The 26,950-nt window shown below is 63.2% G+C and carries 20 protein-coding genes; 15 read left to right on the top strand and 5 right to left on the bottom strand.

The features are described 5' to 3' along the window. Positions 1–3: 3 nt before the first annotated feature. From LOC56_RS06810 to LOC56_RS06820, 3 genes are read left to right on the top strand one after another with little or no spacing between them, the layout of a single operon-like run. Complete coding sequence (locus LOC56_RS06810) at positions 4–798, top strand: lysophospholipid acyltransferase family protein (protein WP_229951552.1); 795 nt, start codon at positions 4–6, stop codon at positions 796–798. Next, positions 795–1,838: an NAD(P)H-dependent glycerol-3-phosphate dehydrogenase gene (locus LOC56_RS06815; protein WP_229951553.1), complete on the top strand. Its 1,044-nt coding sequence runs from the start codon at positions 795–797 to the stop codon at positions 1,836–1,838. The genes LOC56_RS06810 and LOC56_RS06815 overlap by 4 nt, the downstream gene beginning before the upstream one ends. Before the next feature lie 11 nt (positions 1,839–1,849). Continuing rightward, positions 1,850–2,992, top strand: coding sequence for a D-alanine--D-alanine ligase family protein (locus LOC56_RS06820; protein WP_231703613.1), 1,143 nt, complete (start codon positions 1,850–1,852; stop codon positions 2,990–2,992). On the opposite strand, the gene LOC56_RS06825 is transcribed toward LOC56_RS06820, so the two are convergent. Further along, positions 2,989–3,468, bottom strand: a complete 480-nt coding sequence (locus LOC56_RS06825; protein WP_229951555.1) for a DUF3515 domain-containing protein — start codon at positions 3,466–3,468, stop codon at positions 2,989–2,991. The two genes, LOC56_RS06820 and LOC56_RS06825, sit on opposite strands and share 4 nt — an antisense overlap. A 94-nt stretch (positions 3,469–3,562) precedes the next feature. Here LOC56_RS06825 and LOC56_RS06830 point away from each other — a divergent pair, with 94 nt between their 5' ends. The 10 genes from LOC56_RS06830 (at position 3,563) to LOC56_RS06875 (ending at position 19,103) form a co-directional block, all read left to right on the top strand. Beyond that, the gene (locus LOC56_RS06830) at positions 3,563–4,564 is read left to right on the top strand and encodes an LCP family protein (RefSeq protein WP_229951556.1); all 1,002 of its coding nucleotides are present in this window, start codon (positions 3,563–3,565) and stop codon (positions 4,562–4,564) included. Between the two features lie 4 nt (positions 4,565–4,568). Further along, complete coding sequence (locus LOC56_RS06835; RefSeq protein ID WP_229951557.1) at positions 4,569–5,285, top strand: hypothetical protein; 717 nt, start codon at positions 4,569–4,571, stop codon at positions 5,283–5,285. 136 nt (positions 5,286–5,421) lie between these two features. Next, positions 5,422–6,558 carry a glycosyltransferase family 4 protein gene (locus LOC56_RS06840; RefSeq protein ID WP_229951558.1) on the top strand — a complete coding sequence of 379 codons (1,137 nt, stop codon included), beginning with the start codon at positions 5,422–5,424 and terminating at the stop codon, positions 6,556–6,558. After that, on the top strand, positions 6,555–8,315 hold the full coding sequence (locus tag LOC56_RS06845; protein WP_229951559.1) for a glycosyltransferase family 4 protein: 1,761 nt from the start codon (positions 6,555–6,557) through the stop codon (positions 8,313–8,315). The genes LOC56_RS06840 and LOC56_RS06845 overlap by 4 nt, the downstream gene beginning before the upstream one ends. Continuing rightward, positions 8,312–9,202: an ABC transporter permease gene (locus LOC56_RS06850; RefSeq protein ID WP_229951560.1), complete on the top strand. Its 891-nt coding sequence runs from the start codon at positions 8,312–8,314 to the stop codon at positions 9,200–9,202. The genes LOC56_RS06845 and LOC56_RS06850 overlap by 4 nt, the downstream gene beginning before the upstream one ends. Continuing rightward, on the top strand, positions 9,186–10,076 hold the full coding sequence (locus tag LOC56_RS06855) for an ABC transporter ATP-binding protein (RefSeq protein ID WP_229951561.1): 891 nt from the start codon (positions 9,186–9,188) through the stop codon (positions 10,074–10,076). The genes LOC56_RS06850 and LOC56_RS06855 overlap by 17 nt, the downstream gene beginning before the upstream one ends. Then, the gene (locus LOC56_RS06860; RefSeq protein ID WP_229951562.1) at positions 10,073–11,977 is read left to right on the top strand and encodes a glycosyltransferase family protein; all 1,905 of its coding nucleotides are present in this window, start codon (positions 10,073–10,075) and stop codon (positions 11,975–11,977) included. The genes LOC56_RS06855 and LOC56_RS06860 overlap by 4 nt, the downstream gene beginning before the upstream one ends. 10 nt (positions 11,978–11,987) lie before the next feature. After that, positions 11,988–13,235: a UDP-N-acetyl-D-mannosamine dehydrogenase gene (gene wecC, locus LOC56_RS06865; RefSeq protein ID WP_229951563.1), complete on the top strand. Its 1,248-nt coding sequence runs from the start codon at positions 11,988–11,990 to the stop codon at positions 13,233–13,235. A 43-nt stretch (positions 13,236–13,278) separates the two neighbouring features. Beyond that, positions 13,279–17,682: a glycosyltransferase gene (locus LOC56_RS06870; protein ID WP_229951564.1), complete on the top strand. Its 4,404-nt coding sequence runs from the start codon at positions 13,279–13,281 to the stop codon at positions 17,680–17,682. Then, positions 17,679–19,103, top strand: coding sequence for a hypothetical protein (locus tag LOC56_RS06875; RefSeq protein ID WP_229951565.1), 1,425 nt, complete (start codon positions 17,679–17,681; stop codon positions 19,101–19,103). The genes LOC56_RS06870 and LOC56_RS06875 overlap by 4 nt, the downstream gene beginning before the upstream one ends. Before the next feature lie 30 nt (positions 19,104–19,133). Here the strand turns inward: LOC56_RS06875 and LOC56_RS06880 are convergent, their stop codons facing one another. From LOC56_RS06880 to LOC56_RS06895, 4 genes are all read right to left on the bottom strand, one after another. Next, a complete protein-coding gene (locus tag LOC56_RS06880; protein ID WP_229951566.1) occupies positions 19,134–20,321 on the bottom strand; it encodes a hypothetical protein in 1,188 nt (395 codons plus the stop codon). Next, positions 20,318–22,018, bottom strand: coding sequence for a DUF6270 domain-containing protein (locus LOC56_RS06885; protein ID WP_229951567.1), 1,701 nt, complete (start codon positions 22,016–22,018; stop codon positions 20,318–20,320). Before LOC56_RS06885 ends, LOC56_RS06880 begins: the two co-directional genes overlap by 4 nt. Continuing rightward, positions 21,966–23,063, bottom strand: a complete 1,098-nt coding sequence (gene wecB, locus LOC56_RS06890; protein WP_442860078.1) for a non-hydrolyzing UDP-N-acetylglucosamine 2-epimerase — start codon at positions 23,061–23,063, stop codon at positions 21,966–21,968. Before wecB ends, LOC56_RS06885 begins: the two co-directional genes overlap by 53 nt. 174 nt (positions 23,064–23,237) lie before the next feature. After that, complete coding sequence (locus tag LOC56_RS06895) at positions 23,238–23,516, bottom strand: hypothetical protein (protein ID WP_229951569.1); 279 nt, start codon at positions 23,514–23,516, stop codon at positions 23,238–23,240. 223 nt (positions 23,517–23,739) lie between these two features. On the opposite strand from LOC56_RS06895, the gene LOC56_RS06900 reads away from it, so the two are divergent. Next, positions 23,740–24,699: a DAK2 domain-containing protein gene (locus tag LOC56_RS06900; protein WP_229951613.1), complete on the top strand. Its 960-nt coding sequence runs from the start codon at positions 23,740–23,742 to the stop codon at positions 24,697–24,699. Next, positions 24,689–26,914 carry an ATP-dependent DNA helicase RecG gene (locus LOC56_RS06905; RefSeq protein ID WP_229951570.1) on the top strand — a complete coding sequence of 742 codons (2,226 nt, stop codon included), beginning with the start codon at positions 24,689–24,691 and terminating at the stop codon, positions 26,912–26,914. Before LOC56_RS06900 ends, LOC56_RS06905 begins: the two co-directional genes overlap by 11 nt. Positions 26,915–26,950 lie beyond the last annotated feature (36 nt).

A 26,950-nucleotide genomic window follows, 5' to 3' on the forward strand; every position in this document is an offset into this window, starting at 1 on the left:
GGGATGACGGAATCGAATAAGTCACGGGTTGTTTTTGCTCTGCTCGCCGGATCTCTCCGGCCGGTATTCAATATCTTCCTGAAAAAGCAGTGGCAGGGGGCAGAGAACCTGCCCAAGGACCCGGGCTTCATTGTCTGCCCGAACCACGTGACTGAAATCGATCCGGTGGTGGTGGGGCACTTCCTGTACAACCAGGGCCGTTCGCCGCACTTCCTGGCGAAGGCGTCGCTGTTCAAGGTGCCCGTGCTGGGACCGGCGCTGTCCGCCACGAACCAGGTCCCGGTGGAGCGGATCACCACCGGGGCCGCGGGTTCGCTGGATGCCGCCCGTGAAGCCCTGGCGGCAGGGCGCACGCTGGTGATCTACCCCGAAGGGACCCTCACCCGGGACCCCGACCTCTGGCCGATGAAGGGCCGGACCGGGGCTGCGCGGCTGGCCCTGCAGACCGGGGTGCCCGTCATCCCGATCGCCCACTGGGGAGCGCAGGAAGCGTTCCCGCGGTACGCGAAGTTCCCCAAGCTGTTCCCGCGCAAGCGGGTGCGGCTGGTGGTCGGCAAGCCCGTGGACCTGTCCGAATTCGCCGGCCTGCCGGTCAGCAAGGCTGTGCTGGACGCAGCCACGGAACGGATCATGTCCGACCTCACGGACATGGTCTCCAAGCTCCGCGGTGCCCAGCCGCCCACGGAGCGGTGGAACCCCGTGGCCAGGGGCCAGCGGCAGGTGGGGCGTTCCTTCGAAAACGGAGCCGGCGGATCCGGCACATCAACCAAATCAATCCAACCGGAGGCCGGACAGTGACCCCCCGCAGTGAACACCCCGCCGTCGTCGCCGTTTTGGGCGCCGGCAGCTGGGGTACCGCCTTTGCCAAGATTGCCGCCGACTCGGGCGCCGAACGCGGCACCGATGTCCGGCTCTGGGCGCGCCGCCCCGAGGTGGCCGCTGACATCAACGGCAGGCACCGCAACACCCAGTACCTCAAGGACACCGTCCTGCCCGCCAACCTGCGCGCCTTCACGGACCTCGGCGAGGTGCTGGCCGGAGCCGACATGGTGGTCCTCGCCGTCCCTGCACAGTCCCTGCGCGCGCAGCTTAAGGACGTTGCGGGCCGGATTCCCGCGGAAGCCGTCGTTGTGTCGCTGATGAAGGGCCTGGAACGGGGCACCGACGCCCGGATGAGCCAGGTGATCGCCGAGGAACTGGGACTGCCCGCCGAGCGTATCGCCGTGGTTTCCGGACCGAACCTCGCCATGGAAATTGCCCGGCAGGAGCCCACCGCGTCCGTGGTGGCCTGCACCGACCTGGACACGGCCGCCTGGATCGCCGAGGCCTGCACGGCGCCGTACTTCCGTCCCTATACCAACGAGGATGTGGTGGGCACCGAGATCGGCGGCATCGTCAAGAACGTTATTGCCCTCGCGGTCGGGATCTGCGACGGAAAGGGTATGGGAGATAACACCAAGGCCTCCGTGATGACCCGCGGACTCGCCGAAACCACCCGCCTGGCCCTGGCACTGGGCGGCAATGCGGAGACCATGGCCGGCCTGGCCGGTATGGGCGACCTGATTGCCACCTGTTCCTCGCCGCTGTCCCGCAACCACACGGCCGGCACGCTGCTGGCCCAGGGCCTGAGCCTCGCCGAAGTCAACGCGTCCATGACCCAGACGGCCGAGGGCATCAAGTCCGCGCAGGCCGTGCTGGACCGCGCCACCCAGTTGGGTGTATACATGCCCATCACCGAAAATGTTGTCGCCGTACTGCAGGGCGTAATTACTGTTGATGAACTGGGCCCGCGGTTGCTGGCCCGAGAACTGAAATCCGAAGGTGTGTCCGCCCCGTGACTGTTGAACCCCTGCCCGCCGGTACCGTAGAGGACCGCTCCGGAACCGTGCGCCCCCGGGTGGCCGTCCTGTTCGGCGGACGCTCCAGCGAGCACGCCGTCAGCTGCGTAACCGCGGCGGGCGTGCTGCAGGCCATCGACACGTCAAAGTACGACGTCGTCCCCATCGGCATCGCGAAGAACGGCCAGTGGAGCCTGGTCTCGGCTGATCCGGCCGAATGGTCCCTGCGCGCCGCGACCCTGCCCGAGGTTCCGGCGTCGGAGGAATCCGTGGTGCTCTCCTCGCAGGACGGCAGCCGGGAACTGGTGGCACACGCCGCCGGCAGCCTGCCCCGCAGCCTTGGCACCATCGACGTGGTGATGCCGCTGCTGCACGGTCCCTTCGGCGAGGACGGAACCCTCCAGGGCATGCTGGAAATGGCGGACATGAGGTATGTGGGAGCCGGTGTCCTGGCGTCGGCCGTCGGCATGGACAAGCACTACATGAAGGTGGTCTTCGAAGCCGCAGGCCTGTCGGTGGGCCCCTACGAGGTCATCACCGACAGGCAGTGGCTGCGCGATCCGCAGTCCTGCCTGGACCGTGCCGGTGCCCTCGAATTCCCGCTGTTCGTCAAGCCCGCCCGCGCCGGTTCGTCCATGGGTATCACCCGCGTCACGGATGCCGCGGAACTGCCGGCAGCCATCGAGGCGGCACGCCTGCACGATCCGAAGGTCGTAGTGGAAGCCGGGATCATCGGCCGGGAAATCGAAGTGGCCGTCCTGCAGGGGCGCGGCACCGAGGATCCCCGCACCAGCCAGCCCGGCGAGATTGCGGTGCGCGACGGCGGCCACGAGTGGTACGACTTCGAAGCCAAGTACGTGGACGGCGCAGCGGCAGAGCTCAGCTGCCCGGCCGACCTTCCGGCGGATATCACCGCCCGGGTCCGCACCCTCGCCGGAACCGCCTTCGATGCAGTGGGCGGTGAAGGCCTGTCACGGGTGGACTTCTTCTACACCCCGGACGGCGAACTGATCATCAACGAGATCAACACCATGCCCGGCTTCACCCCCATCAGCATGTATCCGCAGATGTGGGCCAAGTCCGGATTGCCGTACACCGAACTGATCGATGAACTGATTTCCCTGGCGCTGGCCCGGAAGACGGGGCTGCGCTAGCCCTGTCCGGCTTCCAGGTCCAGGGTGTCTTCGGGGCTCAGGCACTGGCTGGTGGGCTCGATCTTCGACACCGCGTTCTGCAGCTGGACCAAAAGCGTGGACGAGGCCACCTCATTCGGGTCGAAGAGAACTTCCACCGCCGGCTCCCGGCCGTAGGTGGTGGCGGTCCAGGTGTCTTCACCCTCACGCAGGATCCAGTCGATGCCGTTCACTGAGGCGCATGGATCGGTTGTCGGGCCCGGCACGGGGACGCCGCACTTCAGGATCGCCCGGGACGGGTTGCCCCACGCAGCCGTCGACTGGCTGTCCGTGTCCCGCAGGGCGTAACCCGCCATCTCGTCCGGCAAGGCCACCATGACGGCGGCGCAGTCCGGGTTTGCAGCGTCCGGAGCCGATTCGATGCTGGCTACCGGGCTGCAGCCGGCGGCGGCCACAGCCGAGAGAACGAGTACTGCTGGTAACGCATAGGACTTCATGATTCCAGCGTATCCGCCGCGGTGCCCCGGACCTGAATCGGTCCGGCTCCGGGAATGTATAGACTCATAGCGCCCCCGATCTGAGGAAAAACACTTGAGCGAGTACACGATGTCCCCCGTCACACAGCCACGAAAGAGGCATCCGGTGCGCACCACCATGCTCGTAATGCTGACCGTCGTGGTCGTGGCTGCACTGGCGGCGGGCGGTTACTTATGGCACTTGGCACGGACCTTCGATTCCGGTACCAACACCATCGCCAATGCGCTCCCCGACGCGCGGCCGGAGAAGGAAGCCGCCGCAACGGATTCGCAGAACATCCTGCTGATGGGCAGCGATACCCGCGATCCGGCCGGCGGCGACGCGCGGTCGGACACGATGATGCTCGTCCACATCCCGGGGGACCGGAGCGGCGTTTACGTCATGTCGATCATGCGCGACACCTGGGTGGAGGTCCCCGGCCACGGGGAACAGAAGATCAACGCCGCCATGGCTCTCGGCGGAGTGTCCCTGACTGTGGACACCGTACAGACCCTGTTCGACGTCCCCGTCGACCACGTGGCAATCGTCGACTTTGAAGGTTTTAAGGGTCTGACGGATTCTTTGGGCGGGGTTACCCTCAACAACGAAGTTGCCTTCCAGTCCGACGGCGTCGAGGGCGAGTACTTCCCCGCGGGGACCATCAGCGTTAAGGGCGAGTCGGCGCTCAAGTACGTCCGCGAGCGGTACGCCTTCACTGATGGGGACTACCAGCGCGTCAAGAACCAGCAGGCATTCCTGCGTGGGGTGATTTCCGGCGTCCTCAACAAGGGGACCTTGACGGACCCGGTGAAGGTCAGCAACGTGGTGGGCGAACTCTCGCCGTATCTGAGTGTGGATGAAGACCTGGACGCATCGGCGGCAGGGGCTTTGGCTGTGAGCCTGCGAAACGTCCGTTCGGGCGATGTGCAGATGTTCACCCTGCCCAACGCCGGAGTGGGGATTTCTCCGGACGGACAGTCGATTGTGGTGCCGGATTACGCTGCCATCAGTGAAATCGCCGCAGCATTGGATGCCGATAACTTCGACTCGTATGCCGCTGCCGTCCAGGGGAACTGACCCGATGCCATCGATCCTCCTGCGCCGTGCGGCAGGCAGCCTGCTGACGGCCTGTTTGGCTGTTGCGGTTCTGGCTGTCCCCGCGCAGGCCCAGGAGGGCGAACAACCCGCGGTCGATCCGCCGGTTGTTGTGACCCCGCCGGATCCCGCGCCTGAACCTGCCCCGGCTCCGGCTCCTGTTCCGGCGCCGGCTCCGGCTCCTGCCCCCGCGCCGGCTCCAGCCCCCGCTCCGGTTCCCGCACCGGCGCCGGCGCCTGCCCCCGCGCCAGCCCAGCGCGCGAACCAAATCGATCCGGTGACGGGCTACGTTGTGGATCCGGCAACGGGGTACCTCGTCCACCCGGACACCGGTCTGCTGATTGAGCCGGGCACCGGAAATCTCATCGATCCGGTAACCCGCTTTTACACCGGTACGGTCTGGGATCCGGAAACGATGCAGATTGTGGATCCGAACGCGGAGCCCTCACCCACACCGAGTCCTTCTCCTTCGGAATCACCCTCCGCCTCACCGACTCCGTCACCTACCCCTGCCACCGCCACGCCCACACCCAGTGCCTCGGCCGTTGCCGCCGAAAGCGTGAACGCCGGTTCCGGCGGTTCCGGATGGGTGGCCCGTGCCGGAGTTGTCCTCCTGTTGCTGGGCGCCGGCGCGCTCTACTACAGCAAGCTGCGGGGAACGACAGCCGGCCTCCCGTTCAAGACAGGGAAAAGTGACGCGTAGAATAGGACGAGCCTTCCTGCGCCGCGAGTGGTGCAGGGTTTGAATTACAGTGTTGGTTATTGGGGGAAGTGCAGTGCGGATTCAGTTATTAACGCATTCGTATTCCCCGGAACACAGCCCGCCCCAGCGGCGGTGGATGCAGTTTAACCGGTATTTCCGTAGCCTTGGCTGGGATATCGACGTAATTGCCCCGGTAGCGCATGCACCGCACGGCCGGCGCACCCTTCCGAAACGGGACGCGGGCCGTGCCTTCCGCCGGGATGCGGGAACATTCGGGGAGCGAATCCTGCGGGTTCCCTACCTCTGGCACCGCACTACCCGGCGGGGACGGCTGCTGGATCACTGCTTCAGCGCTGGTGCATCCGTGGCGGCGGGGATGATGACGCGACGGCCCGACGCCGTAATCGTCACTGTGCCGAGCCTTCCCATTCTGGGCGCCGGGTACGTTGTGTCCCGGCTCCGGCGCGTGCCGCTGGTGGTTGACATGCGTGATGCCTGGCCGGATATTGCCCGGGACGCCCAAATTGTCCGGAGTAGCGCGAAAAGCCTGACGGAACGCGCAGTAGCGGCCTTCCAGGACAGGGCAGACCTGGTGGTAACAGTTACCCATGGTTTCGCTTCCACGCTCCGAGCCCGCGGGGTGAAGAACGTTGCCACAGTGGTAAACGGCGTGGATATTTCGGTGCGTGAGCTGCTGCCCCCGCCTCCTGAAAACCGGGACCGGCTCAATGTGCTGTATTTAGGCAACCACGGCGAAAGCCAGCGCCTGGATACGGTGGTGCGGGCTGCGGCCCTGGCCCGCGACTACGTCCGGCTGACCATGGTGGGCCACGGTGTCCGGCGGGGGGAACTGATGGCGCTGGCCGAGAAGCTGGATGCTCCGGTAATTTTCCACGGCCCCGCGTACCGGCGTGAAGTCATGGAGTTCTACCGGGAGGCGGACACCTGTGTAGTCTCCCTGCGGGACGACTGGAAATCTTTTGAAACCACCATTCCCTCAAAAACCTACGAAGTCCTGGCCGTGGGCCGTCACGTCACGGGTATCGTCCGCGGCGAAGCCCGCCACATCGTCGAAGAATCCGAAGCCGGTGACGTAGTTGAGTCCACTCCTGAGGCCATTGCCCAGCTGTGGAAGGAGCTGCAGTTCGACCGCATCCGCTTGCTGCCCGGGACTGCGGGCCGGGACTGGGTACAGAACAACGCAAACCTCGACGTCCTTTCGGCCGCCTACGCGGACCTCTTGCTGGGCGTGGCAGCAGGCCGGTCCGAGTGAAAGCACTCACATACGTACGCAACGCATCCCTGGCCGCTGCGACCGTCCTGGAACATCTGGGTGATGATCCTGTGGTCCTGGCACTGCAGGTTTCCCGGCGGTTACCGGTGTCCTTGGTGCGTCCGCTGGCCGCGGGAGCAGCGAAACTTTGCGGACGCAGCTTCCTCGGTCCGCTGGCATCGTTCATCTGCGGTGACACCGCGGCGGTGTCCCGCAGCCTGGATGCGGCTGCAGCAGCTTCGGGTTCACTTCCCCCTGCCCGCGCGGACCGGCGGAACCGGCGCCTGGCTGATGTTGCCATTGCCGCGGGTTTTCCCAAGGAAGCCGACCAGCTGCTCGCCCGCGTGAGCACGGACGCACCCGGGCGGCCAGGCACTGTTGCCCGCAGCCGTTGGCACGCAGGAGACATGAGTGGTGCCGTTAGCGCCCTTTCGAACGGACGCGGATTCGAGGGCCGCCACCGGCGGCGGCTGGAATCCGAGCTGGCAGTGTTCGAGGGCTGGCGGCCCGGCCTTGACCCCGTGGAGTCCTACACGCCGGAATCAACTACCGTCCTGCATGTTCTGACCAACTCGCTGCCGCACACGGGCAGCGGCTATGCCCAGCGAAGCCATTCCATCCTGAAGGCACAGCATGAGCTGGGCTGGAACGTCCATGCTGTGACCCGCCCGGGGTATCCCGTCCAGGTGGGCAAGGTGTTTGCCTCGGAACAGGACCGGATCGACGGTGTGACCTATCATCGGCTGCTGCCGGCACGTCTTCCCTTCGGTATGCAGGAAAGGCTGCAGCTGCAGGCTGAGTTAACGCTCACGCTGGCCCTCAAGACGCGCCCTGCGGTTCTGCATACCACCACCCACTTCGTCAACGGACTAGTGACTGCCGCCGTCGCCGAGGCACTCGGCATCCCCTGGATCTATGAGGTCCGCGGTCAGCTGGCCGATACCTGGGCTTCGACCCGGCCTGCCGAGGCCCGGGAGAGTGAGCGGTATCGGCTTTTCTCCGAACGGGAAGCCGAAGTAATGAGCCAGGCGGCCCTGGTGCCCACCCTCGGCACCATTATGGCCGGACAGATCGCCGGGGCCGGCGTTCCCCGGGACCGGATCCGTCTGCTTCCCAATGCCGTGGGGGAGGGATACCTCGAAAACCCCCTGTCGGCGCCTGAGGCCCGGGACGCGCTCGGATTGGACCCGGACACTGAATTGATCGGAACGGTTAGCAGTCTGGTTGACTATGAGGGGCTGGATGACCTCATCGCAGCTTTTGGGTTGGTCGCCGCTCGGCAGCCGAAGCTCAAATGCCTGATTGTCGGGGACGGGGCGGCTGCGTCGCGGCTGAAGTCGCTGGCAGCCGAGCTCGGGCTGGCGGAACGCGTCCTCTTCACCGGTAGGGTCCCTAGGGGCCAGGCCCATTTGTACCATCAGGCGATCGACGTTTTCGTTGTGCCGCGGAAGGATTTGGACGTGACACGAGCGGTTACCCCGCTGAAGCCGGTGGAGGCCATGGCCTGCGCCCGCCCGGTAATAGCCAGTGACTTGCCTGCGCTGGGTGAAATGGTCCGGCACGGAAGCAACGGTCTTCTGGTGCGGCCTTCCGATCCCGCACACCTCGCCGAGGCAATTGACACCCTGATTTCCGATGCCGCGCTGCGTGCCGACCTCGGCCGTAACGGACGCAGCCATGTCCTTGCCGGCCGCACCTGGGGAGTGGTCGCACGGTCGACCGCCGAGATGTACCGGCACGCGGGGGCAGAAGCATGACGCAGCCGAACGTTACTGCCGTGGCGGACGAGAAGCACGTGACGGTCGCCGTCGATCTCCGCAAGGTGTCCAGAGTGGGGGCGAAGCCGCCGCTGCTGGATTATCTGGTGTCGCTGTGGAACTACCGGCACTTTATGCTCTATGACGCCAGGGCCCGGGTACAGACGGGTAACAGCCGCGACCGGTTGGGCAGCGCCTGGCTGCTCCTGGACCCGCTGCTTAACGGGCTTGGCTACTTCGCCATCTTTGGATTGTTGTTGGACTCAGGGCGCGGGGTGGAGAACTTCATCGGGTACCTCATTATCGGTATTTTCCTGTTCCAGATGAGCTCCCGTTCCATCGTTAACGGCGCCCGGGTGATCCGGAGCAACCAGAACGTTATTCAGGCGTTTAATTTTCCGCGTGCCACCTTGGCTGTAGCCGTCAACATCCGCGAACTGCTGGCCAATATCCCCGTCATCATCATGATGTTCCTCCTGGTGATTTTCCTGGCACCGGTGGAAGAAGTCACCTGGCGATGGGTGCTGGTGATCCCGGCGGTCCTTCTGCAGGTCCTCTTCAATCTAGGAGCAGGACTCCTGCTGGCGCCCCTGGTGGCCAAGGTCAACGACCTGGTTCACGTCATTTCCTTCGCCATGCGGTTTTGGATGTTTGCCTCCTGCGTCATGTTCAGTATCGAGAGGTACAACTCGGTTCCGTGGCTGAAATCCGTGGTCGAGGCCAACCCCCTCTACCTCTTGCTGACGATCGTTCGGGAGTCCGTCCTATACGCCGAAACTCCCTCTTGGCAAAGCTGGGCGGGGCTGGCCGCCTGGGCGCTCGGCGCCGTAGTCATCGGCATGGTTGTCTTCTGGAAGGGAGAAGAGTCCTATGCCGGGAACGACTGAGCCGAAGCAGTTGGTTATTGCGCCCGCAGTGGTGGTGGACAACGTGGCCATGACCTACCGGGTCGCCTCCTCCGGCCCTGCGGATCCCGGAGACGAACAGCCCGCATCCCGGTTGAAACGGTGGAGCCGCAGGCCTTCCACGGTTGAGGTCCGTGCCCTGGCAACCTTGTCCTTCGTCGCCGAACAAGGGGAAGCCATAGGTGTGATCGGGCTGAACGGTTCAGGGAAGAGCACGCTGATGAACCTGCTCTGCGGCAAGCTCCAGCCCACCGGCGGTGCCGTGTACGCGTCATCTACCCCCACGATGCTGGGAGTTTCGGCTGCTCTCGTTCCGGACCTGTCCGGAGCCCAGAACATCATGCTGGGATGCCTCGCCCTCGGTATGACCCATGCGGAAATCGCAGCCAAGTACGAGTCCATCCTGGAGCTTTCCGGCCTGGAAGGTTCCATAAACCTTCCTATGCGTTCGTATTCCGCAGGTATGTCCTCACGCCTGCGGTTTGCTATTGCCACCTCCATCGATCCTGAAATCCTGATCATCGATGAAGCGCTAAACACGGGCGACGACGAGTTCCGGGACCGGACCAAGCGCCGGATGGATGACCTAAGGGCACAGGCCGGCTGCGTCTTTTTGGTTAGTCATAGCCTCAAGACAATCCAGGATTTGTGCACCCGCGTTATCTGGCTGGATAAGGGCGATCTACTCTTTGATGGCGAGCCTGCAGTTGCCCTGAACTGGTACCGCCGGTACACCAAGGAGCTCGCGAACAAGGACCGCTTTGCGGCAGCGAAAGTGCGCCGCCGGATGCTGAATGACCTGCGTCCCGTGTCCATCCAGCCACTGGCTGCCGGCCGTCGAAAGTCTGACGTATGAGCGGGTTTTTCCAGGATGCGCGTGCCGCCGCCTGGCACTTCCGCCGTGCCGGAATATCCGGTCTCCTCGAAAAGCAGCGTCGGGTGCGTGCTGAGAAGAGCGCCCATGCCGGCGGCGTCAGGAACTCACAGCCGCGCAGGTCCCGACGCGGGCGAAAACGACTGCGGTTCGACCCGTACGTACCCGGGATGCTTTCACCGCGCCGCGCGGATCTCACGGTGGCAGTGATCCTTGATGAGTTCTCCCTCTCTGCCTTGCAGTTTGAATGGCAGCAGGTTGCCCTCTCACGCGCAGGCTGGCGGGATGAAATTGCCTCTTCCAAGCCCGATCTGCTCTTCGTGGAATCCGCATGGGCGGGAAACGGCGGACAGTGGCGTTACCAGCTCACCGGCGAGTCCGGCCCCAAAGCGGACTTCCTCGAGCTGATGGATTGGTGCCGTTCCCTGGGTATTCCCACAGTTTTCTGGAACAAGGAGGATCCGCCGCATTATGCCGACTTCCTGGAAGCGGCCAAGCTCTTCGACTATGTCTTCACCAGCGATTCGGGCCGAGTCGCATCCTATGTAGCGGATTTGGGTCACGACCGCGTGGGCGTTCTCCAGTTCGCCGCGCAACCCGCGCTGCACAACCCCGTCCGTCCGAGTAAAGGCTGGCGGAGTAGGGATGTGGCGTTTGCGGGAATGTACTTTGCCCACAAGTATCCGGAGCGCCGGGAGCAAATGCAGTTGCTGCTGGGCGGCGCGTACGACGCCGGACTGGAGAAAGGGACGGGACTGGATATCTTTTCCCGGCATTCCGGAGCAGACGCGAATTACCGTTTTCCACCGCCTTATGACCAGTACGTCGCCGGTTCGCTGCCTTACAGCCAGATGCTTACTGCGTACAAAACGTACAAGGTCTTCCTCAACGTGAACTCGGTGGTTGATTCACCGAGTATGTGCGCCCGCCGCATTTTCGAGATCACGGCGGCGGGGACATCAGTAGTGAGCACTTCCAGTGAGGCGCTGGCCACCCAGTGGAAACCTGGTGAGCAGTTTATTGTCAGTTCACGCGAGGGTGCCAAGGAGACGATCCTGGCACTTACCCGCAATCCGCAGCTTTCGGATCGCCAGGTCCACCGCGCTCAGAGGCGTATTTGGTCTGAGCACACCTACGCCCATCGGGTAGAGGCGATTATTGAGGCCGCACTGCCTGCAGCCTCGCGCCCTATGGTTCCCCCCTCGGTGTCGCTTCTGGTAGCCACCATGCGGCCGCACCAACTGGAGCATGTGTTCAGGACGGTGGGTTCGTTTGAAGGTCCCACGCCGCAACTTGTGCTGTGCACCCACGGTTTCCAGGCTGACTCCGCCCAGGTGAAAGCATGGAGCCTGCGCTATGGCCTCACCGACGTGGTCGTCTTGGCACGCCCCGGCACAGTGTCCCTTGGCGAATGCCTCAATGCCTGCGTGGCGGCTGCCGGAGGGCAGGTGCTTTCCAAAATGGACGACGATGACTTCTACTCGCCGAATTACCTGCGTGACCTTGTCCATGCCCTGCAGTTTTCCCGGGCGGACGTTGTGGGTAAACATGCGCACTACATGTACGTTGCTGCGCAAAATGCCACGCTGCTGCGTTTCGCAGACCGGGAGCATAGGTTCACTACCTCGGTAATGGGACCAACCATTACCGCCCGCCGCGAAGTCTTTGAAGAAATGACCTTCGCCCAGCTGGATCGGGGCGAAGACACGCAGTTCCTGAAGGATGTTCGGGCGAACGGGGGCCAAATTTACGCTTCTGACCGCTTCAATTACACCCAATTCCGGGGCGTGGGTAATCACACTTGGAAAATATCCGACACCGCACTGTTGGGGTCGGGAGAAATCGTGCTCTTCGGCAACCCCGAAGAACACATCGCGCTATAAGGGATTTGTTATGAAAGAAATCAAGGACGTTGCCGTCATCGGACTCGGATACATCGGTCTGCCGACTGCCGCCGTGCTTGCAGCCAACGGTCTCAATGTCATTGGCGTGGATGTCAAGGAAACCAATGTTGAAGCCATTAACCGAGGAGAAGTCCCGTTCGTCGAGCCCGACCTCGGGGCCCAGGTAGCGGCCGCCGTCAACCAGGGCATGCTGAAGGCAACCACGGAGACCCCGACGGCCGACGCCTATATCGTCGCCGTGCCTACGCCGTTCAACGAGGACAAGACGGCGGATCTGTCCTACATTGAAGCCGCAGCCCGCGGAATCGCAGCTCAGCTGATAGGGGACGAGCTGATCATTCTGGAATCAACCTCTCCTCCCGGTGCCACCCGGCACCTCGGCGAATACCTCACCGAACTGCGACCGGATCTCTCCTTGGACCCCGAGTCGGGGCTTCCCCTTATCCATGTGGCGCACTGTCCGGAGCGGGTCCTCCCCGGACGGGTGATGATTGAACTCGTCACCAACGACCGCATTATCGGCGGTTTGACTCCGGTCGCTTCCGGGCGTGCGCGGGACCTCTACAGCGTCTTCTGCAAGGGGGGTATGCACCTCACCGATGCGACGACAGCCGAAATGGCGAAACTGGTGGAGAACTCCTACCGGGACGTCAATATCGCTTTTGCCAATGAACTCTCCGTTATCAGCGACAAGCTGGACATCGATGTGTGGGAACTGATCGAGCTCGCGAACCACCATCCCCGGGTGAACATCCTGCAGCCGGGACCGGGAGTGGGCGGCCACTGCATCGCCGTGGATCCGTGGTTCATCGTCGCAAGCGCACCCGAGGACGCAAAGCTCATCCGGCAGGCCCGTGAAACCAACGATGCCAAGCCGCTGTGGGTGCTGGATCGAGTGGAACAGCTAAGTGCTGGCAAGCCGTCGCCAAAGATCGCCGCGCTGGGCTTGGCATTCAAGGCAAACATTGACGACCTTCGTGAGTCGCCTGCCGTTTCCATCGTTGCTGATCTCAGCACCCGGATGCCGGAGGCAGCAATTGCCGTGGTGGAACCGCATGTCGTGGAACTGCCGCGTAGCCTGGCCGACCGCAGCAACGTTGACCTCGTTGCTACAGAGAAGGCCCTTGCCGACGCCGATATCGTGCTCTTGCTGGTGGATCACGATAAGTTCAAGGCCCTCGACCGCACCTTGCTCGAAGGCAAACAAGTAGTCGATACCCGGGGAATCTGGCGCTAACGCTGCCGTATACCCGCACTGCTAACCACCAAGTTGGAAGTTCATGACCTACGCAGACGAACAGTTGTCCTTTTCTCCCGCTGAAAGCCTCCGGCGTCAGCGCTACGCCACAGACGTGGATGCGCTCATCGCTGATTACGAACGTGTGACGGCACAGGGGAAGCAGGATGCCCGCGAGCTGGAATCCTTGCGGGGCGAGTTCCAGTCACTGCTGCGTGAGTCCGTGCGGCTGCGGGCAGAGTTGCAGTCTTCCAAGGCGGAAGCCGTGCGATTGAGGTCTACGCTGACCGCTCTTCGTGCGTCATCGAGCCTGCGGGCGGGGAAGGCAGTTATGCTGCCTGCTCGCGGGCTCCGCAAATCGGTTCGTGAAATTCGGCGCATCCGTGACGCCGTCCTTTCACAGGACGGCTCTGCCGCGTCGACTGCAACGTCGACGCATACTTCCTCGACAGCAACAAAGTCGAGGCCCCAGCTTCGCGCACTCCAGCAAACCTACCTGGCCAAGGCACAGGAGGATCCCACCGCCGCCAATATCATACGGGCGGTTTCCCACGCCTATTTTGTCCTGGGCGACGTGAAGGAACCCGCTGCACTAATCCGACAGCACCAGCCCGTCCTGGATAACCCAAGCGCCAAGGACCAGAGAACCATCGACGCTGTGCTGGGAATGGACCGGCTGATGGAACGGCTGCCGCCCCTGGCTGCACGCCAGCCCAACCCCGGGTACTTGGTAGAGCGTGGACGCATTATGTACTGCGCCCACAGCACCGGCCATTTCAACAGCAACGGGTACTCCTCGCGCACAGCGGAACTCAGTCAGGGCCTGCTGCGTGGGGGCATGGACGTATTGGTTGCTGCCCGCCCGGGCTATCCCTGGGACGTTGCGACAGACCACCCGCCGCACGGTTTTGATCGTTTTACTCAGAAAATCCGCGGGGTGGAACATGTCTTCAACCCCGGGCCCAGCTGGACGCAACAATCGCTGGATCATTACTGGTTCGAAGCAACAGATGTTTACGTACGGGAAGCGCAGCGTGCCAGGGTGGAGGCCATCCATGCAGCATCCAACCATGTGACCGCCCTTCCCGCATTGGCAGCGGCCCGACGTCTCGGTGTGCCGTTTTCCTATGAAGTCCGGGGCCTGTGGGAAGTCACCGAGGCATCAGGAAAGCCTTCGTGGGAGCAATCGGACCGCTACCAACTCGCGGAAAAGCTGGAAACCTTTGTCGCATTGCATGCGGACACGGTCTTTGCCATTACCGAGCAGGTGAAGGACGAACTGATCCGCCGGGGCGTAGCACCGGAGAAAATCCATCTCCTTCCCAACGGGGTGGATACTGACCGCTTTGCTCCAATGCCGCCGTCCGCTCGGCTACGGGACAAGCTCCGCCTGCCGGCAGATATCCCGGTGGTGGGATACGCCGGGAGCCTTATCCACTATGAGGGCATCTCGGATCTCCTCAGCGCCCTTGCCATCCTCAAGGACAACGGAAAACAATTCCGGGCGGTCATCGTGGGAGACGGCGCGGAATTAGGGCAACTGCGCCGCCAAACGGGCGCACTTGGGCTGGAAGACCGCGTGCAGTTCACCGGACGGGTAGACGCGGAGGACATACCGGATTACGTCAGCATCTTCGATGTTATGCCCTGTCCTCGGCTTCGACTGCCGGTTACGGAACTCGTATCCCCTTTGAAGCCGCTTGAAGCGATGGCTGCGGGTAAGGCCATGGTCCTGACCGACCTAGGTCCGCTGCGGACATTTGCCGGGGAGGACCAGGAACGAGCCCTATTGGCCCAGCCTTCGGACCCCGAATCCCTGGCGCGGGCCCTCGGTGCCCTTCTGGATGACCCACAGCAGCGCCGTGATCTGGGACGCCGCGCCCGGCTTTGGGCTGTTAGCCACCGGAAGTGGGACGTTATCGGTGCCGAAACGGCACGGGAATTGAACGCGGTGATCGCTGAAGCTCAAATCTCGGCACCTACCGGCAAGACGCTGAAGCAGATAACCGTCGGCGTTATTGCAGATACCTTCACCACCGAAGGGCTGCGTCCCGAAGTGGCAGTCAGCGAACTGCATCCTGATAACTGGCGCGCACAGATCCAGGACCGTCCCCTCGACGTACTCTTCGTTGAATCCGCGTGGGAAGGTACCGGCGGCCATTGGCGGCAGAAGGTGGGGTATTACGACGACGAACGGTTCCGTCCGCTCCGGGAGTTGGTCGAATACTGCCGGCAACAGTCCATTCCGACCATCTTCTGGAATAAGGAGGACCCGGTCCATTTCAACCGGTTCCGCCGGACAGCCGAAATCTTCGACCACGTCTTCACCACGGACGCAAACTGCCTCCGCCAATATGCCCGTTCTGACGGCACGCACAATCGAACGATCTCTTCACTTCCCTTCTACGCACAGCCTCAACTCCACAACCCGCTTCCCACCGAACGCCCCTATTCCCATACCGTCGCGTACGCCGGTTCCTACTACGGGGAGAGATACCCCCAGCGCTCAGCGGAACTAACTGCCCTTCTGGACGCAGCGCGGCCCCTCGGACTGACGATTTATGACCGGCAGCATCTCAATCCGGAAAGCCCTTACCGGTTCCCCGGGGCGCTCCAGCCGTTTGTCCAGGGCGGATTGCCGTATCTGGAGATGGTCAGCGCCTATAAAAGCCATCCCGTCCACGTCAACGTGAACTCAGTGGATGCATCCCCCACCATGTTTTCCCGTCGGGTGGTGGAACTCGCGGCATCAGGAACCGCCGTCGTCAGTGGCAATGGGCAGGGCGTAGACCGCGTTCTGGGCGGGCTCATTCACACGGTGGCCGGGCGTGACGAGACCAAGGTCCTCCTCGACCGCTGGATGAATGATGAAGGCGCCCGGCTGGACGACGTCTGGCTGGCGTATCGACTCGTTCACCGGGGACACACCGCTGCCCACCGCCTTGCCTATGCCCTGCGCTGTGCAGGCCTGGTGATCACTGCACCGCAGCCACCCGGCTACGCGGTGAAGGCGCAGAGTGTCAGCCCGGCCTTCCTGAAGAGCCTTGAAACGCAGACTGTCCGTCCCGCTGCCGTGATAGTTGCCGGTGATCCCTCCGGACTTCGGACAGACCTCACCTGTGTACGCGAGGAAGACGCCACACCGGAGGTGCTGTCACGCCTAGGCGTGAGCTGGCTGGCGACCGTACCGGACATGGTCCCGGACCGAACCGTTTTTGAGGATCTGCTAACAGCAGTCTCGTTCGGAGACTGGGCGGAGATCGGTGTCGCCCAGGAGGAACCGGTTAACCGGCCGGGCGGCGGCTTAGCAACTGTCGGACCCAGCCGCGCGGCAGGCACCCGGCTCGTACCGCTCCATTCAAAGAGCGCGGGTAAGCAGGCGGTCTCCTTCCGCCGTCGTGGAATGGCAGGGAACCGCACAGCGGATACTGCGGCGCCCAACCCGGCGCGGCGGCCGCAGAGCGTCCTGGTAGCCGGCCACGACCTGAAGTTTGCCGCAGGCATCATCGGTGCGCTGGAAGCTGCCGGCCATACGGTGGCTATCGACCGTTGGCAGGACCATAACCGGCACAACGAGGAACAGAGCAGATCATTGCTGGCAGCTGCCGACACAGTGTTCTGCGAGTGGACGCTCGGAAACGCTGCCTGGTATTCCAAAAACGTGCGGCCGGACCAGCGGCTGGTCACCCGGATGCACTCCCAGGAATTGTTTACGCGGTACCCCGGGGAAGTGGATCAGGGCAGCGTCCAATCAATGATTTTCGTCGGCAGGCATGTGGCAGACCTCGCCATCAGGGATCACGGCATCCCTGCCGAAAAGGTGCGGGTCATCCCCAATCCGGTTGACACCCTCGCCTTGGGGCTGCAGAAATCCGACGAGGCGCGGTTCCGGCTGGGTCTCGTCGGGATAGTGCCGGCGCAAAAGCACCTGGACCGTGCCCTGGACTTATTAAGCATCCTGCGGAAACAGGACACCCGCTATCAGTTGCATATCAAGGGAAAACGGCCGGAGGACTATCCGTGGATGGCCAACAGGGCCGACGAAATGGCCTATTACCGGGAGCAGGAGAGCAGGATCAGCACCGATCCGACTCTTCAGGGGGCCGTTCACTTTGACGGACACGGCAATGACATGCCGCAGTGGTACCAAACCGTGGGTATCGTCCTGTCGCTCAGCGACTTCGAGTCGTTCCACCTGACGCTGGCAGACGGAGCGGCCAGCGGTAGCGTGCCGGTCACCCTGCCTTGGGCGGGGGCTGACCAGATCTACCCTGTTTCATGGATCCAGCCCGGACTTTCGGAGATGGCGGACTACATCTCCGGTGTGACTTCCTCCGCGGAAAAGTGGCGGAGCGCCGGCGCAGGGGCCCGGTCTTTCGCCGTGAAGCAATTCGCTCAAACCAAGATTCTGCCGGAGATCCTCGACGTCATTCTGGGAACAGCATGAATCTGCGAACTGTCTTCAACCGCGCCGGAACGCGCGTTGCCCGGGACGTCCGTGACTGGGAAACCCGGTGGGCCATGGAAATCCTGACCCGTCCGTTCCCGCCATTGCCTGCCACGCAGCTTCGGCGGAATGACAGGGACGGTGGGGAACGTGTGTTCTCGACCGTCCTCGGGGAGGAGCACGTAACCTGGCGGATCCCGGCGGGCTATCGCATCGAGCTGCACGGACATGCCTTTGTCCTGATAAGCAGGCGTTCGCGCCGGCTGGCAGAAGTCCTGGTTGAAGCGGACGCACCGGTTCGGCTGCAGGGCCTTGAACTCGAAGCACTGCAGCCCCCGAAGCCCGGCGAAATCCGGCTCAGCGGTCCTGCCGGGACCGCAGGCACAGTGGTGGTAGGAGAAGCCCGGCGGGTGGTTGACCGTGGCGTGGAAGCGGGAGGAGACGGTTGGCGGACCTGGAACGGTCAGCGCCGCCTTACGTATCATCTGGAGGAGCCGCTGACAGAGAAGGGAAAATCGACACTCTGCGTAGCCTTCTCCGCCATCGGCGCGCCCTACGATTTCACCTATAACTACAAGTCGTCGCTGGCGGAAGTGGACGCCTACCGCCTCTATATCCTGGATAACTTCGGATCCCAGGGCTCGTACTACTATGCCGACCACCGGGATACCGGCATATTCGAGGCGGTGCAGTCCTTCCTGCAGGAAATATCCTCAACACTGGGCATCCTGCCCGCCGGGATGGTGTTCCTCGGATCATCCAAGGGCGGCACGGCCGCACTGGCCCATGGACTGCGCCTGGGTGCAGGACGGATCCTTGCCGGTGCCCCGCAGAGTTTCCCCGGCACTTATCTCAACGGTGCCGCACCGGACATTTTGAAGTTCATTGCGGGGGACAGCACAACTGAATCGGTCAATTGGTTGGACCAAATGATTCCGAACGCCGTCGGCAGCACACAGGGAAACCCGAGCATCACGGTACTGGTGGGGGAGAACGACAGCCACAAGCACGTCCACGTGGAACCGCTGATGAAAATGGCAGCGGATGCAGGACTTTCAATACAGACCCTCGTGATAAAGGATCTGTCGCACCAGGACATCGGTGCCGCATTCGGTCCTTACCTGGAAGCCGTCCTGCAGCCGGGTATTACTTCGACAGAGGGTTCCCTGCCATACCGGCTGGCACGCAAGGATGGTGCGGACAGCATGGTGCAGTTCAAGCTGTGGCTCCCACCGGGAGAAGTTGCGGCAGTTGAAGTCCGGACAGCACATTCGCAGGTCTTTACCGCCGGGTATTCCGAGGAAACGTACTTCCTCTTCGAAGCACCCGCCAATGAAGCTGTCCAGGCTACGGTCAGGCGCAGGGTTGGGGACGCGGAGGCGGGAAGCTTCACCACCGGTTGGCTTCAGCCTCAGAGATGAGTTTGAAGGATGCCCGCAGTTCAGGGACGTTCAATCGAAAACCCGGACAGCCTTCCGGCTGATGATTTCTCCGCCGTGTCGAACGAACGCACGGACCGTACAGCCGGTGGGTGCGTCGTCGAAGACTGCGTCCGGATTATCGGAGTACCAACGGATATCAATGCGGTCGGTGCCTTGCATAAGGTACAGCGCCATTTGATGGTCCGGGCCGAACATCGCCTTGAGGTTGGTGGAGACAGTAATCCTGCCGTTCCCCGAACGGCTTACATTGAGGCGGAATTCCCGCGGCAGGGCCGCGAGGATCGGGTTGGTCGGCTCGCGGACCGGAGCCGCACAAACATGGTGAACAAGGTCGGCCTCGCTGGCGAAAACGAGCTCAGCGTGTGTGGCATCGATAAATTCGGCCTTGGACTGGCGGGAGAGATTCGAGGTCCGCCGCATATACACGAACGTGGGTTCATTCGTGCGTGCCAGGGTGAGGATGGTCCCTCTCCGGGCGAACCGGTCTACCGCATCCTCGTCAATCAGCTCGGGAATACTCCACGGGCTGTGGACGGCCGCTTCCTCGAAATGGCGGGCCGGGATGACAAAGAACTTATTTCCGGGGATGACCCGGCTGAAGTCCACAGTCGTGAGCGTTACACCTTGGCTCGTCTCTGTTGCCAGATTCTGACGGTAAAGGCCTGCAGCACTGACAGAATCCGGGTGCTCGTGCAGGAGGGTGTCTGCGAGCGTGCAGATCTGGTTCAGGTGCCCTGGGAAGTACAGGTCGTCATCGTCCATGGAAATGCGGATTAGGGCTTCATATTCGGTCCACTGCCCAGGAGAAGCCGCTTCTGAAAACAGCGTTTCCCGGCGTCCGGGCTGCTTGTTGGGGTTCTTGATCTTGTCGATGTGTGCCGTTGGCTCTACGGCATAACCTGCGGCGGGATGATCATACAGATGGACCCGGCTTCCGCTGCGGATCGCCGGACCCATGCGGCTGATGGCCTCCGTAATCCGAGGCAGGAGAGCTTGCTTGTCCCGGGAGAGGTAAATTGTTAGCCGAAAGTCCGTGCCTTCCGGAATGACCTGCTTTCCAAGTGACGAAAGGGTCAGCATAAACCTCCGGAGATATCGCTCGATGACTGCCGGATCCCGCTCCGCATCGCAGAAGATGGTGTCTATCCAGAGAAGCTTCCTCGCGCGGACCGTCAATCCGTCCTTCAACTGGTTCATGCTGTTGACACATCTCCCAACAGGTCGTCATAGCGGCTTCGGTCCCACTGCCGCTGGGGCAATCCCCAGTCTTCCAACGAGAGGTCCACGAAGCGGTTGAGGACCTTCCGGTAAGGCATATTGTGGCCTTCCGCGAACCGGTCGACTAGCAGCTGCACGTTGCCGTTGCGGGACACCGAAGATCGTGCCTCCATCCCCAGTGCGGCAGCGAACGGGGTCAAATGGTTTTCCATATGGAACGCGTCGTCGTCGTTCTGTACGTAGATGACCTGGTAGCTCTCGGCTTTGTCCGTCCGCACCCTGGCCACTGCGCTGACCCGCGGTCCGAAAGTATCCAGTCCCGCAGCGGAATCCAATTCCGGAAACAGTGTGCGCTGATAGCCGGATACGGACTTGTTCCAGTACTTGCGGATCACCGTCTGCGGGTTGAAAACGAGGGCCCGTGAGCCCGGTACGGAAGCGGCCAGCGCCAGCGAAGCGAATCCGCCGCCGGATCCGCCCATAAACAAGATGCGGTGAATGCCCAGCTGGCGGGCGACAGTGCTGACGATATTGCTGAACCGCGCCGTCAGATCATCTGTGGCATTTCCGGTGAACCAGGCCAGCTCCAGATCCGGGTGGGATTCCAGGGCGCCGTCAGCCAGGAACAGAAGATTCTCCGGGCGCCCCTCCAGCGTGGCCAGCCACTCAAACCGTGGAACCTGGTATTTGCCGCGGGGCAAGGCGCCGTGGCTCATAACCAGCAGGGTGTCCGAGCCGGTGTTCTGCAGGAGGAACCGGGCGGGAAATTCTTCGCCTGTCTTCGTGCGTGGGGCCAGCACGTGTTCCGTACGGCCGGGAATATCACCGTTGAACTGTGCAATGTCCGTCCAGTGCAGTATCGGGGCCCCGTGCCGCTCGTCCAGGTTCCAGTGGGCATGCGAGCCGGACTCCGCCTCGGCCGGCGCAGCGGCAGCAGCCAACCGTGCTGCCAGGGAGTGGTAGCAGGAGTCCAGCAGATTGAACGGGGTCCGTCCGGCGGCGTGACCTGATGCCGCCCTCGTCCGTGGCTCGGAAATAACGGAGATGCCCAGTGCACGGAGGTGGTCATAGTAGGGCTGCACAAAGGTGTTCATCTGCCGCGAGTCCGGGCCGAAAGACAGCTCTACACTGGCGCCGGTTTCGTCTGCGGCGGCCCAGGGAAGGTCCAAGACAAACGTCCGGGATTTCAGCCCCAGGGTCTCCAGCACGGCGACAAAACGGCCAGCGGCCGCCTGCCATAAGTCGAGGTGTTCCTGTGAACCAAAGGCCACGCGGCGTCGTACCTGGGTGCCGCTGACAGCAGCGCGTGCAAGCTGTGGAGATGTGGTGAGGAAGCTGCCGTCACTCAGCTCGCTGACACCGAAGCGTTCGTCAGCCAGGTCCCAAAGCAGCAGGTCCACGTCAACACGGGTCAGGTCTGCGGTCAGGGAAGAGGCTGCATCCCGCCGCACGTGGTTTGCAGCGGAGACCGTCAGGTCCGCCGGCACGGTCAGTTCGACGTTACTGGGCCCGTTCATGGCGCTAATCAGGGACTGCCTGGCCACAAAACCGGAGCGGGTGACGTTTGAGCTGTAGGCAGTAACCATCGCCGAGGCGGCATTGCTGCCGTAGACGAAGATCCGCCTAGGCATACGCGAAGTCAGCGGTACGCGTTCCCAGACCCAGAAGCTGCTCAATCGCTGCAATGGTCCGGGCAGCAGCTTTGCCGTCGCCGTATGGATTGACGGCATTCGCCATCGAATCGAAGTGGTCCTGATCGTTGAGCAGGCGGGTTACCTCGGCAACGATGCGGTCTTCATCGGTGCCGATGAGCTTTACGGTTCCAGCGATGACCGCTTCCGGCCGTTCCGTGTTTTCTCGCATGACCAGCACCGGCTTTCCCAGGCTCGGGGCCTCTTCCTGGACGCCGCCGGAATCGGTAAGGACCAGGTGGGAGATGGAAAGCATGCGGGTGAACTCACCGTAGGCCAGCGGCTCCGTCACGATGATGTTGGATTTCCCCTCGAGTGCGGGCATCACGGCCGCCCGGACTACCGGGTTCCTGTGAAGCGGAACAACAATTGTCAGGTCGGGCTCGGCGTCGGCAATACGGGCGAGAGCCTGGCCGATGCCGCGCATGGCGACGCCCTGGTTTTCGCGTCGATGCGTAGTGGACAGCAGAATTCGGCGGCCCGAGGCGGCAAGGTCTTCCAGCTGGGGGTCGTTGAAGGGAACTTTCTTGTCTACGGTCATCAGCAGAGCGTCAATGACGCTGTTGCCTGTCACGGCAATAGCGGGGGCCTCGATACCTTCCGCCAGCAGGTTATCCCGGCTGGTAGTGGTCGGCGCCAGGTGCAGGCTTGCGATCTGGGAGGTCATTTTCCGGTTGGCTTCTTCGGGGAAGGGAGAGAACAGATCTCCGCTCCGAAGTCCGGCTTCCACATGGATCACCGGAATGCCGTGGTAAAACGCGGCGATAGCTCCGGCGGTTGATGTTGTGGTGTCGCCCTGCACTACTACGGCATCGGGCTTATTGACCGAGAAAAGCTTATCCAGTCCGTCGATGGTCCTGGTCAGGATGCCGTTGAGCGTCTGGCCCGGCTCGAAAATATTCAGGTCATGGTCCGGGATAATCCCGAACAGCCCGTTGACCTGGTCCAGCATGGAACGATGCTGGCCGGTGACTGTGACAAAGCAGTCAAGTGTTGGTGAGGCCTGGAGGGCAGCAACGATCGGCGCCATTTTTATGGCCTCGGGCCGGGTTCCGTAAATCGGCATAACTACTGGCAAAGAGTTCCCCCGAATACGCTTGACAAGACCGGTGATGTGATTGCCAGTGTATCTGAGGGCAACAGATTTAGTGCGCGGGCCTATGTATGGCCCTAGCCGGCTGAAGCTGCTGTTGGCCGAAAAGGGTTAGCCGAAAAGCACGAGCAGGACGATCAAGCCGGGCACCGACAGGCAAACCAGGGCCGTCAAGGCCAACGCAATCAGGCGTTTCCGGCCGTAGGCCGGATCCCGCTGCAATACCGGGGCAAGGCGCGAGTTGACCGGGCGCGGCGCGGATCCCTTTCTTTTCCTCGGTGGAGGAGCCTTGCGGGGTTCGCCAGGCCGACGCTCGCGAGGTGTGGGCTCGAGAGGCTGGTTCCGCATGTGCCGGGCAGCGGCAATCTCCGGATAGTGCTTGATGGGCATGGGTCAACCATTCCACATCGGCGGCCCAACCGGCGGTAAATCGTTATCGGGCACTGTCAGTGCCCTGCGGTAGGCTTCCTAATGACATAGACGGTTAGCGGCAATGACGACGAAGACCGGATAGGACGGGCCACGATGAGCGGCACCAGCAGGACCAGCGACAGCTCTACAAGCAGGAAACGGGATTACCTTGCAGACTAAAATCACCGCCAACGCGCAAGCGCTGAAGCGATGGTTGAGCAATGCAGAGGTCTCCTTGGGTAACCACAGCGACCGCCTCAATGCCATCAATATCTTCCCCGTGGCCGACGGCGATACCGGCACCAACCTCTACCTGACTCTCTGCGCCGCCTCGAGGGCTATTGCGGAAGAGGACACGGCGGACATCGGCGAGCTGCTGGGAACAGCCGGCCGGGCCGCAATGGAAGAAGCGCGGGGCAACTCCGGAACCCTGTTTTCCGTCTTCCTTACCTCCATGGCGGAACCCCTGGCCGGCGCAACCCGGCTCTCCGCTCCGTTGCTCGCATCCGCCCTGCAGCGCGCGCAGCTGCGCTCCTGGTCGGTGCTCAGCGATCCGGTGCCCGGCACCATGCTCTCCGTCCTCGAGGCCGCAGCCCACGCCGCGTCCGACAGCGAAGCCGCCGTCACCGGAGACGACAGCAACGTAGGGCTCGCACTCACCCTGCGGGCCATTATGGACGCCGCCCTGACCGCCGTCATCCATACCGAGAGCCAGCTGGATGCGCTCACCGCGGCCCGCGTGGTGGACGCCGGCGGCGTCGGCTTCCTGCTGGTACTAGATGCCCTGCGTGCCGCAGCCCTGGGTGAGGAACTGCAGGAAGAACTACTGGACGGACTGCACGGCTACGACGTCCAGGACCCGCACATCCACGCCCACATGCCCCGCATGGAAGGCGTGGAAGTCATGTGCACCATCACCCTGAGCCCGCTGGATGCTGCAACTCTGCGGCTCCAGCTGGACGAGCTGGGGGACTCCGTCATCATGAGCGCCGTCAGCCCGGTGGGAGACGGCTACCGCTGGCGGATCCACGTGCACACCCCCGACGCCGGCGCCGCCATCGATCTGCTGCGCACCCTGGGCGATCCGGAGAACCTGACCATCACCGAGCTGTCCGCTGACGGACACGAAACCAAAGAAGTCCCCGAGGCACATGGACTCTAGGCTCCCCGGAGAACTCGACTTTCCGCTGGACCGACGGATCGGCAAAACAACGGCCAATGCCATGGAGAAACAGCTTGGCCTGAAAACCGTCGGCGATCTGCTCCACCATTTCCCGCGCCGGTATCTGGAGCGCGGCGAACTCACGCCGATCGCCGAAATACCGTTCGACGAAGACGTCACCCTGATAGCCCGGGTGCAGAGCAACAACCGCCGGCAGATGCGGGCCCGCAAGGGGACAATCGTCGAGGTGGTCGTCACCGACGACACCGACGGCAGCCTCGGACAGCTGCACCTGACGTTCTTCAACGGATTCAATGCTTCCAAGGAACTCACCGTCGGTACCCGTGCCATGTTCTCCGGCAAGGTGGGCGCGTACCGGGGCCAGCTGCAGCTGACCAATCCCAGCTATGTGCTCCTGGACGAAGACTCGGTGGACGAGGAGGAGGCCAAACGTCCCATCCCCGTTTACCGGGCCTCGGCCAGGGTGGCCAGTCCGACCATCGCCAAGTCCGTGTCGATGCTGCTGGACAGCATGGAAGGCGCCCGGCTGCGCGATCCCATCCCGGCGGCGATCCGGGAGCGGGACCGCCTGCCCGATATCGTTGCCGCTTACAACCGAATCCACCGGCCCGCCACCATGGAGGAGGCCTACGCCGCCCGGCACCGGTTCAGGTACCAGGAAGCCCTGGTCCTGCAGACCGCGCTGGCCCGGCGTCGTGCCCTGACCGCCGAAGAGGAAGCCACAGCGCGTCCGGCAGTGCCCGGCGGCCTCCTGGACCGCTTTGACGCGTCCCTTCCCTTCACCCTGACTCGCGGCCAGGCCGAAATCGGGCGTGACCTATCCGCCGAACTGGGCGGGGACCACCCCATGAACCGCCTCCTGCAGGGCGAAGTGGGTTCGGGCAAGACACTGGTGGCCCTGCGCGCCATGCTTCAGGTGATCGACGCCGGGGGACAGGCCGCGCTGCTGGCACCCACCGAAGTCCTGGCATCGCAGCACTACGAGTCCATCAGCGCCATGCTCGGCCCGCTGGGCCGCGGCGGCCAGCTGGACGGCGACCCTGACGGCACCCGCGTGGCGCTGCTGACCGGTTCGATGAACACCGCCGGGCGCCGGGCTGCCATGCTGGATGCTGCCAGCGGCGCGGCCGGAATCATCATAGGCACGCACGCCCTGCTGTCCGAGAACGTTTCGTTCGCCGACCTCGGCCTGGTGGTGGTGGATGAACAGCACCGGTTCGGCGTCGAACAGCGCGACGTGCTGCGCACCAAGGGGCACAGCACCCCGCACCTGCTGGTCATGACGGCCACGCCCATTCCCCGTACCGTCGCGATGACTGTCTTCGGCGACCTGGAGGTCTCCACCCTCACCGAACTGCCGGCCGGGCGGTCCCCCATCTCCACCTACGTCTCGCCGCTGGCTGAGAAGCCGCAGTGGGAGCAGCGGATCTGGGCCCGCGCCCGGGAAGAGATCGACGCCGGCCGGCAGGTTTATGTGGTCTGCCCCAAGATCGGAGCCAAGGAAGAGGAGCCCGGCACGGACCTGGCACTGTTCGACTCGAAGGAAGCCGCAGAGGGGCGGGCGCGTGCCGAGCGGCAGGAGCTGACCTCCGTCACCGAGCTGGTCGAGTATCTCACCACCGTGCCGGCGCTCGCAGGCAAGACCATCGCGCCCCTGCACGGTCGGCTGGACCCCAACGACAAGCACGAGACCATGGCTGCCTTCAACCGCGGCGACATTGACGTGCTGGTCTCCACCACCGTTATCGAGGTGGGCGTGGACGTACCCAACGCCTCGCTCATGGTGATTATGGACGCGGACCGGTTCGGCATCTCCCAGCTGCACCAGCTGCGCGGCCGGGTGGGCCGAGGCGGGCTGCCCGGTACCTGCCTGCTCGTGACGCAGCTGGAACCGGGACATCCGAGCCGGGAGCGGCTGGAGGCCGTGGCGGCCACCACCGACGGTTTTGAACTGTCCCGCAAGGACCTTGAGCTGCGCCGCGAAGGCGACATCCTGGGCGCCAGCCAGTCCGGCGGCCGTTCCACCCTGAAACTGCTGCGCGCCGTCCAGGACGAACCGCTCATTGAAAAGGCCCGTGCCGACGCCGTGGCCCTGGTGGCGGCGGATCCGGACCTGCGCGACTACCCGGCTCTGGACGAAGCCATCGAGGCCTACCTGAACCCCGAAGCCGAGGCGTTCCTGGAACGCGGCTAACGGGCACGGGAAACTGAACAGGCCCCCGGCAGCGGA

Origin of the sequence: Arthrobacter sp. zg-Y179, assembly GCF_020907345.1 — a bacterium.
Classification (GTDB): Bacteria; Actinomycetota; Actinomycetes; order Actinomycetales; family Micrococcaceae; genus Arthrobacter_B; species Arthrobacter_B jinronghuae.

Excerpts from the sequence above, each read along its gene's own strand:
- LOC56_RS06810 (WP_229951552.1), top strand. The coding sequence starts at position 4 with ATGACGGAATCGAATAAGTCACGGGTTGTTTTTGCTCTGCTCGCCGGA.
- LOC56_RS06825 (WP_229951555.1), bottom strand. The coding sequence starts at position 3,468 with ATGAAGTCCTATGCGTTACCAGCAGTACTCGTTCTCTCGGCTGTGGCC.
- LOC56_RS06835 (WP_229951557.1), top strand. The coding sequence starts at position 4,569 with ATGCCATCGATCCTCCTGCGCCGTGCGGCAGGCAGCCTGCTGACGGCC.
- LOC56_RS06840 (WP_229951558.1), top strand. The coding sequence starts at position 5,422 with ATGCAGTTTAACCGGTATTTCCGTAGCCTTGGCTGGGATATCGACGTA.
- LOC56_RS06850 (WP_229951560.1), top strand. The coding sequence starts at position 8,312 with ATGACGCAGCCGAACGTTACTGCCGTGGCGGACGAGAAGCACGTGACG.
- LOC56_RS06855 (WP_229951561.1), top strand. The coding sequence starts at position 9,186 with ATGCCGGGAACGACTGAGCCGAAGCAGTTGGTTATTGCGCCCGCAGTG.
- LOC56_RS06860 (WP_229951562.1), top strand. The coding sequence starts at position 10,073 with ATGAGCGGGTTTTTCCAGGATGCGCGTGCCGCCGCCTGGCACTTCCGC.
- wecC (WP_229951563.1), top strand. The coding sequence starts at position 11,988 with ATGAAAGAAATCAAGGACGTTGCCGTCATCGGACTCGGATACATCGGT.
- LOC56_RS06870 (WP_229951564.1), top strand. The coding sequence starts at position 13,279 with ATGACCTACGCAGACGAACAGTTGTCCTTTTCTCCCGCTGAAAGCCTC.
- LOC56_RS06875 (WP_229951565.1), top strand. The coding sequence starts at position 17,679 with ATGAATCTGCGAACTGTCTTCAACCGCGCCGGAACGCGCGTTGCCCGG.
- LOC56_RS06880 (WP_229951566.1), bottom strand. The coding sequence starts at position 20,321 with ATGAACCAGTTGAAGGACGGATTGACGGTCCGCGCGAGGAAGCTTCTC.
- wecB (WP_442860078.1), bottom strand. The coding sequence starts at position 23,063 with ATGGCGCCGATCGTTGCTGCCCTCCAGGCCTCACCAACACTTGACTGC.
- LOC56_RS06895 (WP_229951569.1), bottom strand. The coding sequence starts at position 23,516 with ATGCCCATCAAGCACTATCCGGAGATTGCCGCTGCCCGGCACATGCGG.
- LOC56_RS06905 (WP_229951570.1), top strand. The coding sequence starts at position 24,689 with ATGGACTCTAGGCTCCCCGGAGAACTCGACTTTCCGCTGGACCGACGG.